Consider the following 16,473-nt stretch of genomic DNA (forward strand, 5'->3'; position numbering starts at 1 on the left):
AATTACCAATAGCCGACAGCTAGTTAGCGAAGGTGGACCAGGATCCGGCCGGCGTTGGTCGGATCCTGCTCCACGCGGGCGTAGAGCTTCTTGATGTGCTTCTGCGCCAGCACTGCCAGCACTCGCTTCTTCAGTTGGCCCGTTCCCTTGCCCGGGATGATCTGGACGGTGTCCACCCCGGTGGCGGCGGCCTTGAAGAGGGTCTGCCGCAGGGCTGTGTCGATGTCGCGATCGCTGCGGAAGTAGGGGTGCAGATCCAGGGTGATCAGGGCCATCGCCTCCGGGGGGCTCGTCGTAGGGACGCAGCGTATGCGAGAGCGCTCCTGAGGCGGAGAGTCCGTGGTGCTCTCTAACCCTGGTTCTACGCGGCAGTCGTCCCGTAGCCCGAGGACCCCGCCCCGCTCCGACCCTAGGCTCGATCACATCGAGAGGGCGTCAGCTCCTCGTGGCACCGGCCGGCGCCTGTCCAAGTCCCCTAGATTGAAGAGGCGTTGTGTCCCCTTTCGGATCGAACCGTTCCCCGGGCAGGCAGTCACACACCCGCCGCGCCGCCGCCGGAGTCCTGGCCGCCTCGGCCGTCGTCCTCACGCTGGGCGCGCCGACCGCAGCCGCTCGGAGTACGCCGGCCACCTCCGGTGTCGGCCCCGCCTATGTGGCGCTCGGCGACTCCTACGCCTCCGGGGCCGGACTGGCCGGAGTGAAGGACAAGGCGTGCGACCGTACGACCGGCAACTACCCCGGTCTGATATCCAAGTTCGCCTCGATGGTGGGGCTCAAGCACACGTTCGACGACGTCACCTGCAGCGGCGCCACCACGAACAACTTCTGGAACCCGCAGGGCACCAACGCCCCCCAGGTCGACGCGCTCACGCCCCGCACGAGACTCGTCACCCTGACCCTGGGCGGCAACGACGTCGGCTTCAGCAGCGTGCTCGCCACCTGCGCCCGTGTCGCCGCGACGGACCGGGACGGTACGCCCTGCAAGCAGTACTTCACGGCGGGCGGCAAGGACGTACTGGCCGAGCGCGTCGCCACCATGGAGGGGCGCGTCCACGATGTGCTCGCCGAGATCGAGCGACGCAGCCCCGCCGCCAAGGTGATCGTCGTCGGCTACCCCGCGCTCTTCCCCGACAACGGCGTCGGCTGTGCCGAAGTACCCTTCGCCAAGGGTGACTTCGCTTATCTGCGGGACACCACGAAGCAGGCCAACGCGGCGCTGCGACGCCAGGCGAATGCCGAGGGGGTCCACGCGTCCTATGCGGACACCTACACGCCGACGGTGGGCCACGACATGTGCCAACCGCGCGAGGAACGGTGGATCGAGTCGCTGACCCCCGCCGCGAACACCGCCGCCGCGCACCCCAACGTGTCCGGTCAGTTCGCCATGGCCGTGGCAACCCTGCGGCAGATCTACAAGCCGTAGCCGGCCGACAGTTCCTCAAGACCCTCAAGGAGCCTCGAGGCGTACATCTTGAGGCTGACAAGCCGCCCGTAAATCCGCCGCACGCCCGATGACGCTCCTTCGGTCCGGCCTGCAAGGTGGCGGCCATGGCTGAACCCAGAGAACTGACGAAGCGTCATAGATGTTCCTTAGCAGGCCGGTTGGCGGCTGTCGCGGCCGTCCTGTGTCTCACCTCGGCCACTGTCGCTCTGCTGCCCGCGTCCTCGTCCGCCGTGACGGGGTCGGCGTCGGACGGCAAGACGGTGGCCGAGGGCGGTCACACGGTCCGGATCAGCCGGACCGAGTACGGCGTCCCGCACATCCTGGCCCGGGACTTCGACGGACTCGGGTATGGATACGGGTACGCGTTCGCGCAGGACAACGTGTGTGAACTCGCCGACCACGTGGTGACGTTGAGGGGCGAGCGGTCCCGGTTCTTCGGGCCCGACGGAGAGCCCGGTGAAGACGAAGTCCAAGGCTCCAACCTCGCGAGCGACACCTACTACAGCGGGCAGCTGCGTGCGGGCACCGTCCGCCAACTGCTCGCGCGAAAAGCCCCGTTGGGGCCGACGATCGAACTGCGCCGCATGGTCGAGGGATACGCAGCCGGGTACAACCGCTACCTCCGCGACACCGGCGTCGACCACCTCCCGGACCCGACCTGCAAGGGCAAGCCCTGGGTGCGGCCGATCACCGCCCTCGACGTGTGGAGCGTCGTCTACGACGTCAACAGGGTGACCGCGACAGTGCCGTTGGTCCCGGACATCGGCGACGCGAATCCTCCGACGACGACTGCCGCCGACGGCAAGGAAACGGAGGCCTCCAGCGCAGCCGCGACCCTCGCCCTCGCCACCGCCACCGCCAACGACATCGGCAGCAACGGCTGGGCCCTCGGCCGCGACGCCACCCGCACCGGCAACGCGATGGTCCTGGCCAACCCCCACCTTCCCTGGGCCGTCGGCTACTTCCGTCTCTACCAAGTGCAGTTGACGATCCCCGGCACCCTCGACGTCTCCGGCGCCGGCCTCTACGGCACCCCGCTGGTCGAGATCGGCCACAACCGCACCCTCGCCTGGACGCACACTGCGAGCGACGCCGAACACGCGTCCCTCTACGCGCTCAAGCTCGCCCCCGGCGACCCGACCAGCTACGTGCTGGACGGCAAGACCGTACCGATGGAACGCCGCACGGTCCCGGTCACCGTGCGCGGCGCCGACGGCAAACTGAAGACCGTCGAACGAACCCTGTACTCCTCGCACTTCGGGCCCGTCCTGTCCTCCGGCTGGACCGCGACGACCGCCTACGCGATCCGGGACGCCAACGCCGACAACCTGCGCTCCATGAACACCTGGCTGGCGATGGGCAAGGCGCAGAACCTCGGCCAACTCCGCGCCGCACAGGACGAGTTCCAGGGCGTCCCCTGGACCTACACCCTCGCGGCCGACACCAGCGGCGGCACGTACTTCACCGACTCCTCGGCTGTCCCGCACCTCACCGACGCCCAACTCGCCCACTGCACCCTCCCGAACGACGAGGGGCCGACCGCGCTGGACGGTTCGACGTCGGCCTGTGCCTGGGGGAGTGACCCCGACGCGCTCGTGCCCGGCGTCTACGGACCCTCCCGTCAGCCGAAGTTGAGCCGTACCGACTATGTCGCCAACTCCAACAACGGCCCCCAGTACGTCAATCCGGAGGCGCCGATCACCGGCCTCCCGGGCGTGTACGACACCGATCCCCACCTCGACGGGCGGGCCCAGCTCGGCCTCGACATGATCGCCCAACGCCGGGACGGCACCGACGGGTTGGGCGCACCGGGCTTCACCGAAAGCACCCTGCGCGACTCGATGCTCGGCAACCGCGTCCGGTCGGCCGAGACGGGCCGCGACGACATCGTCGGCATGTGCCGCGCCCACCCGAGCCTGACGGCCACGGACGGCACGCTGGTCGACGTCACGCAGGCCTGCACGACCCTCGCCCGCTGGGACACCCGCGCCGACACCACCAGCCGGGGCATCGTGCTCTGGAGCACGTTCTACAACCGTCTCCTCGACGGCGGTCCGCCCGACACCTGGCGCCGCGTCCCGTACGACCCCGCTCAACCCCTCACCACCCCAAGGGGGTTCAACGGCGAGGACCCGCGTGTCCAACGCGCCCTGGCCGACGCCGTGCAGGAGTTCGCGGCCCGTGACCTCCCGGTCGACGTCGAACTCGGCGCCGTACAGAAGTGGGACGGCATCCCGCTGCCCGGCTGCGAGGCGGGCTGCTTCGACGTCGTGGAGGCGAGCCCGGACTCGGGCACCGGCACCCCGACCGCCGGTGCCTTCGGCACCACCTTCCTGATGAGCGTCGAACTGACCCCGGACGGCCCGCGCGCCCACACCCTGCTCACCTACGGCCAGTCCGCGAACCCGGCCTCGCCCCATTTCTCGGACCAGACCCGTCTCTTCTCGCGCAAGCAGTGGGTCATGGAACGGTCCACCCCGGCGGAGATTGCCGGCGACCCGGCTCTGGAGGTGACGACTCTGCGCAGGTGAGGCAGGCCGACGCAGCGCGGGCCGGTCGTAACTCGGCGGGCCGGGTGTGGGGTTGACTGGTCTATACCCTTGACTGGTACATACCAATGCGGTTCAGTGAGTCGCGTCATCCCCCACCACGGCCGCCCCCCACGCCGTGACCGGTCCAACCGGCCCGTGCGCACAAAGGCTCCGCTTCGCCCTGCCCTTGGCGGGGTACGGCCGTGCTCCACAGAGGAGTTGAACCCTGTGTCGAGACGCCGCATCGCCGCAGTACTGACCGCACTCGTCCTCGGTAGCCTTACGCCCGTGGTCCTTCCCGCCGCCGGCGCGTCCGCCGCCTCCTGTTCGAGCTATCCGAACTGGGTGGCCGGCAAGTCGTACGTCACCGGCAACATCGTCCGCTACACCGACGGCAAGGCGTACATCGCCGAGCACGACAACCCGGGCTACGACCCGGTCATCAGCACGTGGTTCTGGGAGCCGTACGCCTGCGACGGCTCCGGTACGCCCGTCGGGAACTTCGTCGTCAGCGAGGCGCAGTTCAACCAGATGTTCCCGAGCCGGAACTCCTTCTACTCGTACAGCGGTCTCACCGCCGCCCTCAGCGCCTACCCGGGGTTCGCGAACACCGGCAGCGACACCACGAAGAAGCAGGAGGCCGCAGCCTTCCTCGCCAACGTCAGCCATGAGACGGGCGGGTTGGTGTACATCGTCGAGCAGAACACCGCCAACTACCCGACGTACTGCGACTGGAGCCAGTCGTACGGCTGCCCGGCCGGCCAGGCCGCCTACTACGGGCGCGGGCCGATACAGCTCAGCTGGAACTTCAACTACAAGGCCGCCGGGGACGCGTTGGGCATCGACCTGCTCAACAATCCGTGGCTGGTGCAGAACGACTCGGCCGTGGCCTGGAAGACCGCGCTCTGGTACTGGAACACGCAGACCGGCCCCGGCAGCATGACCCCGCACAACGCGATGGTCAACGGCGCCGGTTTCGGACAGACCATCCGCAGCATCAACGGCTCGATCGAGTGCGACGGCAAGAACCCCGCCCAGGTGCAGAGCCGTGTGGACGCCTACACGCGGTTCACCTCGATCCTCGGGACCAGCACCGGGGCCAACCTCTACTGCTGATCGTGCGGGACGGGCACCGGTTGGACCGCTCCAACGGCCGGTGCCCGTTCCACCCCCGCGTTCCAGGGGCGGTACGTTCCCGCAGGTCAACCCCTACGTGAGCGTTCCAGCTTCCCGTTTCCCCCGACTCTTCTGGCGGCTGGGACGGATCGCCGCGCAAGCTGCGGTTGTTCGCAGCGAGGCCCACCACGAAACCCGGTGGCTCGCCTTCCAGCACCGCACCCAGGGGGAACCCGATCATGTCCAACACCGTCTTCCGCCGCCGTACGGCACTCCTCACCGCGACCTTCGCCGCAGCCGCGTCGCTCGCACTGACCGCCTGTGGAACGAGCCAGGACACGGGGACCAAGAGCCCCCCGACCGTCGCCGCCGACAACGGCATCTCCTCGACCGCGACGCCCAAGACGGACGCCGGAAACACCAAGGCCGAGGCCTCCGGTACGGACGCGGCCGTGACCTCGAAGTCGGGCGGCGGCAGCACCACCGCCAAGGGGTCCAGCGGGTCCAACTCGACGTCCAGCATCGTCACCTGCACCGGCGCCAACACCAAGGTCACCGCACAGACCGTGTCGCGTCCGCTGAACCACCTGCTGCTGACCGTCAAGAACACCGGCTCCAAGACCTGCTACCTGTACGGCTATCCGGCCCTGAACTTCCAGGACGCCCAGTCCGTGCCCCCGGTCGACGAGGACACGCAGCCGCAGGCGGTCACCACGCTCAGCCCCGGACAGTCGGGCTATGCGGGCGTGCTCCTCGCCGCCGCCGACGGCAGCGGCTCCGGCGGCTACACCGCGAAGACACTCTCGGTGATCTTCCAGAACCGCGCGCTCGACTTCGTGGGCTCGGGCGTCAAGGTCGCGCTGCCCAGCAAGGGCGTGTACGTCGACAGCTCCCTGACCACCAGCTACTGGCTGACCAACCCCTCGGACGCCCTCAACTAGGCAGCCGGTGCCGCGTAGTTCCCTGCCGCACAGAAAGGACGTAGGTGTGCCCAGTACATCGAACAACGTGAACCGGCGGCCCGATCCCGAGGCGCCCGCGCACGAGCACTTCGAGGTGGTGTGGCACACCTCGTCCGACGGCGCGTTCAAGAGAGCGGGCGTGCTGGTCTGGGAGATCATCGGCATCGCGGTGGGCCTGCACTCGGCGGACGAGGTACAGCCGAGCGGAATCGAGATCCGCGCGTACGAGGGCCCGCTCGTCGTCAGGTTCGTCTACGGCGACGATCACGAACTCGCCCGCCGGCACACGGCGTTGGTGGAACGTCGGATCTGGAGCTGCACGGTGGGGGAGTTCCTGGCCTTCCTCCGCGAGGCGTCCGCCGACCCGGCGACGCAACCGGGATCCGACTCGACGACGCAATCCGGATCGCCGGATTTACCTCTCTTGGATTGCGCGTAGCCGGGCCGAGCCGGGTCGCAACAGCTACTGGAACCACTGGAACCACTGGAACCACCAGAACCACTTGAACCAGTCGAGGAGACATCCCCCATGTTCGACAGCCCCCTTCCCGGGAGCCGAGTTCTCCGCCGCCGTGCCACGGCGCTCACCGTGGCCGGTACGGCCCTCGCGCTCGCCGTCCCCGTCTCGGCCACCGCCGTCTCCGGCGCCGACCGCGCCGCTGCTGCCGCCCCCGACCCGGTGTCCTCCTTCTCGTTCACCGCCCAGGAACGCAAGGACGCCCTCGCCTACTGGACCCCGGCCCGGATCAAGGCCGTAGGGAAGTCGGTGGATCTGGGGCCGACCGGGCCGAAGACCAAGACGTGGACCGGTCCACAGCTGAAGACCGTGGGGCGGATGTTCATGGTCAACGCCGCCGGGGCCGACACGTGGTGCACGGCCACCGCGGTGAAGAGCGCCAACCGGTCCGTGGTGATGACCGCGGGGCACTGCGTCCGGCGGTCCGCCTCGCCCGTCAACACCAACATGTCGATGGTGTTCGTCCCGGCCTACAGCAAGGGCAAGCAGCCGTACGGCGCCTTCGCGGTGCGCAGTTTCCTGACGCCGCGCGCCTTCGCGGAGGAGGGGACGAACGACGTGGCCGCGATGGTCGTCGACGCCGACAAGAGCGGTCGTAAGCTCACCGACGTCGTGGGCGGGACGCCGATCGCGTTCAACCGGGCCGTCGGCGGGAAGATCTCGTCCTTCGGCTACCCCGCCACCCACCCGCAGCTCGGCGAGGAACTCCTGCGCTGTGTGGGCACGGAGAAGAAGGAGGACGGCCAGCGGATGATCCCCTGCGACATGACCGGCGGCTCCAGCGGCGGCCCGTGGCTGGCCGACTTCAAGGAGACCACCGGGCAGGGCACCCTCGTCTCGGTCAACAGTTCGCTGGACGGCTTCACGCCGACCAAGATGTACGGCGAGATCTTCGGCGCCACCGCCAAGACGATGTACGAGCGGGCCGAACGCGGCTGATCTCAGGGCCCGTTGAGGAGGGCTGCCCCCGCCGACAGGGGCAGCCCTACGCGAATACCGCCAGGGGAGGTGCGGTGCCGGATGCCTTGCCATGACAGCCGTGGGGTTGACCAACACTGCCGGCCCCGACACGTCCCATTCCCCTGGCGGTAGGACCAGCTTGGGGCGTCGGGCGGGTGTGGGGGGCCCGAACTCCGGGATATCGGTGGGGAGATCGGTGCACGTAGTCGTCGGCGGGGGCTTCGGAGGGGGTACGTAGGTACCAGGTACTTATGCCGACTTGGTGCCCTCGGGCTGTGCCGCGGCCAGGATCTCGGTACGCGAGGTGATGCCCAACTTGGCCAGGATGTGCTCGACATGGGCGTCCACCGTGCGCTTGGAGATGACGAGCCGTTCGGCGATCTCCCGGTTGGACAGGCCCTGGGTGACGAGGGCGGCGACCTCGCGTTCGCGGCGGGTGAGGGGATCGGCGGGGCGGGTGTCGGCTGTGGCGTGGCGGGCCGTGGGGATGCCGGGCGGTTCGTCCGCGTCCGTGCGTACGGCGTCCAGGAGTTCGCGGCCCGACATCCGGGCGCCCGCCTCCCGCCACCGCTCGTACGGTTCGGCGCCCAACGCCGCCCGTACCGCCCGCTGTTGGGACTCCTGTTCCTCCAGCAGCCGGGGCAGCATGCCGACCGGGTCGCCGCCCAGCCGGCGCGCGTGCTCCGCGTAACCCAGCAGCCAGCAGGCCCTGACGTACCGCTTCTGCCCGGCCGCGTGCCAGGCCAGGCCCAGCGACGCGAGCGCCGCGGCCAGCACTTCGCCGATCTCACTCGCCGCCTCCAGCCCCCGGTGCAACGCCGTCGCGCTCTCCTCGGGCCGCCCGACCAGCCACAGGATGACGCCCTGGACCGTGAGCGTGGAACCGTACAACTGGCGCTCGCCCCGGCCCTCCAGATACGCCAGGCCCGTCTCGCACCACTCCAGCGCCCGGTCCGTGAAGCCCAACGCCGCGTACAGTAGGGCCCCTTCGTAGTGGACGACGCCGATGCCCAGCGCGTCGTCGGCCGCGATCATCCGCCCACGGACCGCTTCGAGGGCCGCCGACCCCTCCTCCACGGCCCCGCCGAGCAGCGTGAGGGCGCCCAAGTAGCCCTCGCTGAACAGCTCCACGCGGCTCTCGCCGACGCGGCGCGCCACCTCGTGCGCCTGCGGGAACCGGTCCAACGCCGTCTCCAGATCGGCCGTCCAGATCCCGAACACCCCGGTCATGAACAGCCCCCAGGCCCGCTCCGCGGAGTCCTGCGGGACGAGGCCGAGCCCCTTGTCGATCCAGTACCGGCCCTCGGACAGCGTCCCCGCCGCCCGCCAGTACGCCCCTAGTCGGGTCGCCAGCCACAGCGCGTCGCTCGCCCGTCCCTCGGTGGCGCAGCCGTACTCCAGGGCGGCCCGTACGTCGGCGATCTCCGCGCGTACGGCATGGTGCAGTTGGACCTGGGCCCGGCCCATCAGACCGTTCCAAAAACGGCCGACGAGTTCGTCGTAGTGGGCGAAGTGCCGTTGTCGTACGGCCTCCGTGTCCTCTGTGCCGGCCAGGCGCGCGGTGCCGTACTCGCGGATGGTGTCCAGCAGTCGGTAGCGGCCGCCGTCCTCGCCGATGCGCTGGACGACCGACTTGTCGACGAGTCCGATCAGTGCCTCGACGACCTGCTCGCCGTCCAGTTGGACCGCTCCAGCAGAGTCGCCGCCCGCGCACACCCGCTCGGCGGCGGACAGTTCGAAGGAACCGGCGAACACCGACAGCCGTGCCCACAGCAGTTGTTCCTGGGGTGTGCACAGGTCGTAGGACCAGTCGATGGCCGCGCGCAGGGTCTGGTGACGGGTGAGTGCCGTGCGGCGGCCGCCGGTGAGGACCTCGCAGTGGCGGTCCAGGCGGGCGACGAGCTCCGCGAGGGGGACGGCCCGCAGGCGTACGGCGGCGAGTTCGAGGGCGAGGGGGATGCCGTCGAGGCGGTCGACGAGGGCGAGGGTGCTCTCCCGGTCGGCGCCGTTCAGGGCGGTTCCGCCGGTGACGGCGGCGGCGCGCTGCACGAACAGGTCGACGGCGTCGGCCCGGGTCAGCGGGGCGATCGGCAGACAGCGCTCACCGGGCACGTCGAGCGGCTGCCTGCTGGTGGCGAGGACGCTCAGTCCCGGGGCCTCGCGCAGCAGGATGTCGCAGAGCATCGCGCACGCGTCGACCAGGTGCTCGCAGGTGTCGAGGACGATCAACATCCGCCGCCCGCGCAGGTGTTCCACGATGGCGTCCAACGGGGTCATGCCGGACTGCTCGGGCAGTTCGAGGACGCCCGCGAGCGTCGGTGGCACCAACTCCGGGTCGTGCAGGGCCGACAGCTCCACCAGCCGCACCCCGTCGGCGAACCGGTCGGTGACCGCGCGAGCCGCCCGCAGGGCCGTGCGGCTCTTGCCGACCCCGCCCGGGCCGACCAGCGTGACCAGCCGGGACCGTGCCAACTCGGTGTGCAGCATCCCGAGTTCCTCGGTGCGTCCGACGAAGCTGGTCAACTCCACAGGGAGTTGACCGCCCCGCCGCTGTCCGAAGCCGTATCCCATGCCGCCCCCATACCCGTCCGTCAACCGGTCACCACAGCGTAGGCGAGTGACTCCCGAGCGTGAACGGTAGTCGAGTCCGGCGGGTGGGCGCGAGATCGCGCGGGCGCCCGGCGGCGCGCCGTTCAGGCGACGCGCGCGCCGTTCACGCCGGGCTCACCCAGGTGCCGGTCTCGACGGAACGCACCATGGCGTCCAGAACCGCAGCGCTGTGTACGGCATCCGGGAGAGTGGCGCCGTACGGCACGCCCTCGGCGACGGAGCGCAGGAAGCGGTACGCCTCGATCACCTTGAGGTCGTCGTAGCCCATGGCATTCGCCGCGCCGGGCTGGAATGCGCCGAACTCGCCGTCGCCCGGGCCGACATACACGGTGGTGACGGGCTGGTCCTGGTACGTCGTACCGCGGCTGACGGCCAGCTCGTTCAGCCGGCGGAAGTCCCAGAACACCGCGCCCTTGGTGCCGTGCACCTCGAAGCCGTAGTTGTTCTGCTCGCCGACCGAGACCCGGCTGGCCTCCAGGACACCCCGGGCGCCGGAGGCGAACCGCAGCAGGCAGTTGACGTAGTCCTCGTTCTCCACCGGGCCCAACTCGCCGCCGGTGGCCAGGGCGTGGCCCGCGGTCGCGCCGGTGGGGCGGGCCCGCTGGGGCAGGAAGATCGCGGTGTCCGCGGCGAGGGAGGTGATGTCGCCGAGGAGGTAACGGGCCAGGTCCGCGCCGTGCGAGGCCAGGTCGCCCAGGACACCGTGGCCGCCGCGCTCCAACTCGTAGCGCCAGGTCAGCGCGCCGTCCGGGTGGGCCGCGTAGTCGCTGAAAAGGCGGACGCGGATGTGGGTCACCGTGCCCAGCTCGCCCGAGGCGATCAGGTGGCGGGCGGCCTCGACGGCGGGCGCGTTGCGGTAGTTGAAGCCGACCGCGCCCTGGACGCCGGCCTTGCTGACCGCGTCGGCCACGGCGGAGGAGTCCGCCGTCGACAGACCCACCGGCTTCTCGATCCAGATGTGCTTGCCGGCCTCCGCCATCGCGACACCGATCTCGCGGTGCAGGAAGTTCGGCGCGGTGATGCTCACCGCCTGCACCCGAGGGTCGTCGACCACTTCGCGCCAGTCGCGGGTGGTGGAGGCGAAGCCGAACTGCTCGGCCGCCTGCTCCGCCCGCCCGGGCACCTCCTCGGCGACCGTCACGAGCTGCGGTCGCAGGGTCAGCTGCGGAAAGTGGTGCGGGACACGGGCGTACGCCTGGGTGTGCACCCGCCCCATCCATCCGAAACCCACGACGGCAACACCGAGCGAGGTCACCATGACTGCCCTTCTTTGGACCGGTCCATAAACTGTCCCCGCCACACTGGAACCCATTCATCCTGATGTCAATACATGCACGTCAACACCGAGTGTCCGCGCCTTTGACAGGGGGCGCGACTGCATGGAACGGTCCAGCCATGAGCGCTCCGACCATCCGTGACGTCGCCGAGCGGGCCGGTGTGTCGAAATCCCTGGTCTCCCTGGTGCTGCGCGGCTCCGAGCAGGTACGGCCGGAGAAACGGCAGGCCGTGCTGGCCGCCGTGGAGGAACTCGGCTACCGCCCGAACGCCGCCGCCCGCAGCCTCAGCGAACGCCGCACCCGCTCGATCGGCGTCCTGCTGAACGACCTGCGCAACCCCTGGTTCGTGGAACTCCTCGACGGCCTGGGCTCCCGCCTGCACGAGCAGGGCCTGCACATGATGCTGGCCGACGGCCGCCTCAACCGTCACCTCGGCGAGGACCTCACCCGCATCTTCACGGAACTCCGCGTCGACGGGCTGGTCGTGGTGGGTACCCTCCCCGGCTCCGAGGACCTCCTCGCCGCCGCGACGCACATCCCCACAGTGATCGCGGGCGCCATTGAACCGGTCCTGCCCCACGTCGACGCCGTGGCCGGCGACGACTCGTACGGCGCCATCCTGGCCACCGAACACCTGATCGACCTGGGTCACCGCCGTATCGCCCATATCGCCGGCCCGGGCGTCGCCGGCGCACTCCGCTGCACCTCCTTCGAAATGATCATGGACGACCACGGCCTGACCGACCTCGCGACGGTCGAACAGGGCGACCACACGGAGGAGGGCGGCTACCGCGCGATGGTCCGCCTGCTCACCGCCCCGGAACGCCCCACGGCCGTCTTCGCCTTCAACGACATCGCGTGCGTCGGCGCGCTCTCGGCGGCCGAGGAACTGGGCCTCCAGGTGCCCCGGGACCTGTCCCTCGTCGGCTACGACAACACGTACCTCGCGCGCCTACGACACCTCTGGCTCACCACCGTCGACAACGGCAGCCACGACATCGGGCGCCGCGCCGCGCAGCTTCTCGTCCACCGGATGAAGGATCCGGGGCGGGCGTCGGAGACGGTGTTGTCGGAACCGAGGCTGGAGGTGCGGGGGAGCACGGGCCCGCCCTCGACGTCGTAGTCCCGGCGCGGGCATGATCCATACGGTGTCGAACGAAACCGTGGAAACGAGCCGCCCGCCCCTGCTCTGGGAACAACACTGCTGCCTGGCGCTGGAGCAGAACGCCGACGTCGGCGAACTCGCCCGCTACCGCAGGCCGGGCGGCAGCTTCGTCTCGGTGAACGTGGGCTACGCGCCCCACGGAACCGACGACGTCACCGGTCTCCTCGCGAGCTGGCGGCAGCGGATCGCCGCCGACGACCGGCTGCGGCTGGTCGCGAGCGTCGACGACATCGACGCCGCCGCGCGGGCGGGGGAAGTGGCGGTCGCCTTCGACCTGGAGGACTCCGGGCCCCTGGAAGGGGAGTTGGACCGGGTACGCCTCTTCCACGACCTCGGCGTCCGCACGATGCTGCCGAGCTACAACACCCGCAACGCGGCCGGCGGCGGCTGCCTCGACGAGGTCGACGAGGGACTCACCGCCTACGGCCGGGCGCTGGTACGGGAGTTGAACGCCGTCGGCATGGTCGCGGACGGCTCGCACTGCGGCACCCGTACCGGACTCGACCTGTGCGAGGTGTCCCAACTGCCCGTCGTCTACAGCCACTCCAGCATGCGCGCGGTCTGGGACCACCCCCGCAACATCACCGACGACCAGGCCAAGGAGTGCGCCGCCACGGGCGGGGTCGTCGGTATCACCGGGGTCGGCATCTTCCTCGGCCCCAACGACGCCTCCGTCGACGCCCTCGTGCGGCACATCGACCACGCCGTCGACCTGGTCGGGCCGGAGCATGTCGGCGTGTCCACCGACTACCCGTTCGACGAAGGGGACTTCAACGCGATGCTCGAACAGAGCCCGGAGCTGTACCCCGACTGCTACACCCGCTGGGGCCCGATCGACTTCATGCCCCCGGAGGGCCTGCTGACCGTCGAGGGCGCCCTGCGTAGCCGGGGATACCCCGAGGACGCCGTCGCCGCGATCCTGGGCGGCAACTTCCGGCGCGTGGCCGCGCAGGTGTGGCCACAGGCCGCGCCCGCAACGGCCGTAGGGACCGGTCCAAGTCGTTGAACAGTCGCCGAAGCCCCGCCGGGCGCCCGGGCGATGTGACGTCACGCCACGCGCCCATTACGGTCGTACGGACGACTCGGACGTCGGAAGAGGGGCAGCGTGAGCAGCCGGAACCTGGGTGAGATCACGCGTATCGAGGACGCGGCGCTCACCCTGGCCGCGCAGGCCGGGGACGTCGCCTCCCTGGGGCTGCTGCTGGAGCGGCACCGGGCCGGGATGCGGGCCGTCGCGGTGAGTGTGCTGGGGCCGGGGCCCGACGTCGACGACGTGGTCCAGGACGCGGCGCTGACCGCGCTGCGGCGCGTGGGGGACGTGCGGGACCCGGAGGCCGTGGGGCCCTGGTTGCGGATGATCGTGCGGAACCATGCCCGTTCGCTGCTGCGGGCGTCCGTCGACTTCCGGCCGCTCGATGATCTGCATGTGCCCGTCACGGACTCCGGTCCTGAGCGGTGGCTGGAGCAGCACGCCATGCGGGACTGGATCTGGGAGGCGGTCGAGGAGCTGTCTCCCGCGTTGCGGCTGCCGCTCGTGCTGCGGCATTTCAGCGTCGGGGTCACGTCGTACGAGCAGATCGCCGAGGCGTGCGGGGTGCCCGTTGGAACGGTCCGCAGCCGGCTCAGCCAGGGGCGGGCCAAGCTCGCGCTGGCCCTCGCCGCCACGGCCGACGCCCCGCACGGCGACGCGGCCCGCCGCACCCGCGCCAGCCGTATCGAGGCGCGCGAGACGCTGGACGCCGCCGCGAGCGGACACTTCGGCAAGCTGCTCACCGAGCGCTGGTCGCCCGAGGCCGCTCTGGTCCGGGGGAACCAACCGGTGGGCGGCAGAAGCCTGTTGGTGCGCGGGATGGAGTGCGATCTGGAGGCCGGCGTACGGCAGCATCTCGCGCACGCCGTGGCCGGGCGGTCGCTCGTCGTCTGGGAGATGGACATCAGCAACCCCGATGACGCCCCCGAGCACTGCCCGCCCGCCGTGGCCTGGCTGATGAGTCTGGACGGCGCCGGGCGGGTGCACCGGCTGCGTCTCGTCCATCCGAGGCCGGTGCCGGTGCCGCACTCCCTCCAGCCCCTTATGGTGTGACCGGCATCACATCACCTGTTTCGAACTTCGGCCTTTCTCCCGCGTCCTGTCCGTGTCATCGCCGTATGCCGAACAGGGAGATCCCATGAGCACCACCCCCTCGACCGACCCGCTCGCGACCGGAGCCCACACCGTCGAGATCGACGGGGTCACGCAGAGCTACCACGTGCACGGCAGTGGACCGGTCCTCGTCGCGCACTCCGGCGGGCCGGGCATCTTCTGGGAGTACCTGCGCATGCCCGCGCTGGAGGAGCACCTCACGGTCGTCTACCCGGAGCCCATCGGCACCGGCGCCTCCGGCCGCCTGCCCGCCCACCCGCACGGCTACACCCGGGCCCGTTACAGCCGCTTCCTCACCGCGCTGATCGAGCACCTCGGCGTCCCCGAGGTGCACCTCCTCGGGCACTCGCACGGCGGTTTCGTCGCCCAGTACCACGCCCTGCACCACCCCGACCGCATCGCCGGCGTGATCCTCTACGACAGCGCTCCGGTGACCGGTCCCGAGCACGGCGCCGAGGCCATGCGCCTGGTGCAGGAGTTCGCCGCCCGAAACGCCGACAACCCGGACCTCCCCGAAGTCATTGAAGCGTTCCAAAGCATCCCCACCATCTCCGACGACGCGCAGATGACCGCCGTCGCCCGGGGGATCTTCCCCGCCTACTTCGCCGACTTCTGGGGCCGGCAGGACGAGTTCGGTCCCGCGCGGGCCGGGGTGACGGCCACGTACATCTCCGGCCTTGACGACGACCTCACCCCGGACGTCATCGACGACCGCGCCGTCCTCGGCTCGCTCACCGTGCCCACGCTCGTCCTCGTCGGCCGCCACGACGTCATCTGCGGAGTGCGCTGGGCCGAGGAACTGCACGAACTCATCCCGGGCTCGGAGCTGGTGATCTTCGAGAACAGCGGGCACTTCGGGCACCTGGAGGAACCGGAGGCCTTCGCGAAGGCGGTGACGGCCTTCGTGGAAGCCCCGGCCGGCAACTAGGTCATTTGGTCGAAGCCCCGGCGGACGGGTCCGGCCTAGTTTGGACCCGTCCAGAGGGTTTCCGACAAGACAACCAAGGAGCTACGGCATGAGTGCCGTCAAGAACATCGTTCTCGTGCATGGCGGATTCGTCGACGGTTCCGGCTGGCAGTCGGTGCACCGCCTGCTCACCCAGGACGGCTTCAACGTCAGCGTCGTGCAGAACCCGACCGTGTCCCTCGCCGACGACGTGGCGGTCACCCGGCGGGCCCTCGACGCCCTGGACGGCCCGGCGGTCCTCGTCGGCCACTCCTACGGCGGCGCCGTGATCACCGAGGCCGGACGCCACGAGGGTGTCGCCGCGCTCGTCTACATCGCGGCCTTCGCGCCGGACAAGGACGAGTCGGTCGGCACGCTGGTCGCCGACCCGGCGCCCGGCGCGCCCGTGCCGCCGATCCTGCCGCCGGTCGACGGCTTCCTCTTCTTGGACCGTGACAAGTTCGCCGCGTCCTTCGCGGGCGACCTGCCGGCCGAGGACGCCGCGTTCCTGGCCGACTCGCAGGTTCCGTGGGGCCTGGAGGCGCTCGGCGGTCCGATCACCGAGCCGGCCTGGCGGACCAAGCCCAGTTGGTACCTCGTCGCGACCGACGACCACATGATCCCGCCGCCCGTTCAGCACCAGATGGCCGAGCGCGCCGGCGCGACTGTGGCCGAGGCCGCGGGCAGCCACGCCATCTACGTCTCCCAGCCCGCCGCGGTGGCGGACCTGATCAAGAAGGCCGCGGCCCACCAGGCCTGATGCCCCATCTCTGACCACATGTCAACTCCCCGCTTCAGCCCG

14 protein-coding genes are annotated in these 16,473 nt (G+C 70.2%); 11 read left to right on the forward strand and 3 right to left on the reverse strand.

What is annotated here, in order from left to right; all coding sequences use genetic code 11:
- Nucleotides 1-23: 23 nt before the first annotated feature.
- Entirely contained in the window at nucleotides 24-275 is a 252-nt protein-coding gene (locus OG588_RS41395; RefSeq protein WP_019059093.1) for a Smr/MutS family protein, read from the reverse strand.
- 218 nt (nucleotides 276-493) lie between these two features.
- Between OG588_RS41395 and OG588_RS41400 the strand changes: the two genes are divergently transcribed.
- From OG588_RS41400 to OG588_RS41425, 6 genes are all read left to right on the forward strand, one after another.
- Nucleotides 494-1,423 (forward strand): SGNH/GDSL hydrolase family protein, encoded by a 930-nt coding sequence (locus OG588_RS41400; protein WP_405951724.1) that lies wholly within the window; start codon nucleotides 494-496, stop codon nucleotides 1,421-1,423.
- Between the two features lie 125 nt (nucleotides 1,424-1,548).
- Nucleotides 1,549-3,975 (forward strand): penicillin acylase family protein, encoded by a 2,427-nt coding sequence (locus OG588_RS41405; RefSeq protein WP_405951725.1) that lies wholly within the window; start codon nucleotides 1,549-1,551, stop codon nucleotides 3,973-3,975.
- Between the two features lie 228 nt (nucleotides 3,976-4,203).
- Nucleotides 4,204-5,091 carry a glycoside hydrolase family 19 protein gene (locus OG588_RS41410; protein ID WP_317772270.1) on the forward strand — a complete coding sequence of 296 codons (888 nt, stop codon included), beginning with the start codon at nucleotides 4,204-4,206 and terminating at the stop codon, nucleotides 5,089-5,091.
- Nucleotides 5,092-5,330: 239 nt separating this feature from the next.
- Nucleotides 5,331-6,032 carry a DUF4232 domain-containing protein gene (locus OG588_RS41415; protein WP_405951726.1) on the forward strand — a complete coding sequence of 234 codons (702 nt, stop codon included), beginning with the start codon at nucleotides 5,331-5,333 and terminating at the stop codon, nucleotides 6,030-6,032.
- Nucleotides 6,033-6,078: 46 nt separating this feature from the next.
- On the forward strand, nucleotides 6,079-6,492 hold the full coding sequence (locus OG588_RS41420) for a hypothetical protein (RefSeq protein WP_405951727.1): 414 nt from the start codon (nucleotides 6,079-6,081) through the stop codon (nucleotides 6,490-6,492).
- A 90-nt stretch (nucleotides 6,493-6,582) separates the two neighbouring features.
- The gene (locus OG588_RS41425) at nucleotides 6,583-7,509 is read left to right on the forward strand and encodes a trypsin-like serine peptidase (RefSeq protein WP_405951728.1); all 927 of its coding nucleotides are present in this window, start codon (nucleotides 6,583-6,585) and stop codon (nucleotides 7,507-7,509) included.
- A 270-nt stretch (nucleotides 7,510-7,779) separates the two neighbouring features.
- Here the strand turns inward: OG588_RS41425 and OG588_RS41430 are convergent, their stop codons facing one another.
- Both OG588_RS41430 and OG588_RS41435 read right to left on the reverse strand, forming a co-directional pair.
- The gene (locus OG588_RS41430) at nucleotides 7,780-10,101 is read right to left on the reverse strand and encodes a LuxR C-terminal-related transcriptional regulator (protein WP_405951729.1); all 2,322 of its coding nucleotides are present in this window, start codon (nucleotides 10,099-10,101) and stop codon (nucleotides 7,780-7,782) included.
- Between the two features lie 142 nt (nucleotides 10,102-10,243).
- Nucleotides 10,244-11,398: a Gfo/Idh/MocA family protein gene (locus OG588_RS41435; protein ID WP_405951730.1), complete on the reverse strand. Its 1,155-nt coding sequence runs from the start codon at nucleotides 11,396-11,398 to the stop codon at nucleotides 10,244-10,246.
- A 137-nt stretch (nucleotides 11,399-11,535) separates the two neighbouring features.
- Here OG588_RS41435 and OG588_RS41440 point away from each other — a divergent pair, with 137 nt between their 5' ends.
- The 5 genes from OG588_RS41440 (at nucleotide 11,536) to OG588_RS41460 (ending at nucleotide 16,431) form a co-directional block, all read left to right on the forward strand.
- Nucleotides 11,536-12,540, forward strand: coding sequence for a LacI family DNA-binding transcriptional regulator (locus tag OG588_RS41440; RefSeq protein WP_405951731.1), 1,005 nt, complete (start codon nucleotides 11,536-11,538; stop codon nucleotides 12,538-12,540).
- A 25-nt stretch (nucleotides 12,541-12,565) separates the two neighbouring features.
- Nucleotides 12,566-13,588: a dipeptidase gene (locus OG588_RS41445; RefSeq protein WP_405951732.1), complete on the forward strand. Its 1,023-nt coding sequence runs from the start codon at nucleotides 12,566-12,568 to the stop codon at nucleotides 13,586-13,588.
- Nucleotides 13,589-13,687: 99 nt separating this feature from the next.
- Nucleotides 13,688-14,665 carry an RNA polymerase sigma factor gene (locus tag OG588_RS41450; RefSeq protein WP_405951733.1) on the forward strand — a complete coding sequence of 326 codons (978 nt, stop codon included), beginning with the start codon at nucleotides 13,688-13,690 and terminating at the stop codon, nucleotides 14,663-14,665.
- A gap of 85 nt (nucleotides 14,666-14,750) precedes the next feature.
- A complete protein-coding gene (locus OG588_RS41455) occupies nucleotides 14,751-15,653 on the forward strand; it encodes an alpha/beta fold hydrolase (protein ID WP_405951734.1) in 903 nt (300 codons plus the stop codon).
- An 88-nt stretch (nucleotides 15,654-15,741) separates the two neighbouring features.
- Nucleotides 15,742-16,431 carry an alpha/beta fold hydrolase gene (locus OG588_RS41460; protein WP_019059079.1) on the forward strand — a complete coding sequence of 230 codons (690 nt, stop codon included), beginning with the start codon at nucleotides 15,742-15,744 and terminating at the stop codon, nucleotides 16,429-16,431.
- Nucleotides 16,432-16,473: the final 42 nt, after the last annotated feature.

This window comes from Streptomyces prunicolor, from assembly GCF_045162825.1.
GTDB lineage: Bacteria > Actinomycetota > Actinomycetes > Streptomycetales > Streptomycetaceae > Streptomyces > Streptomyces prunicolor.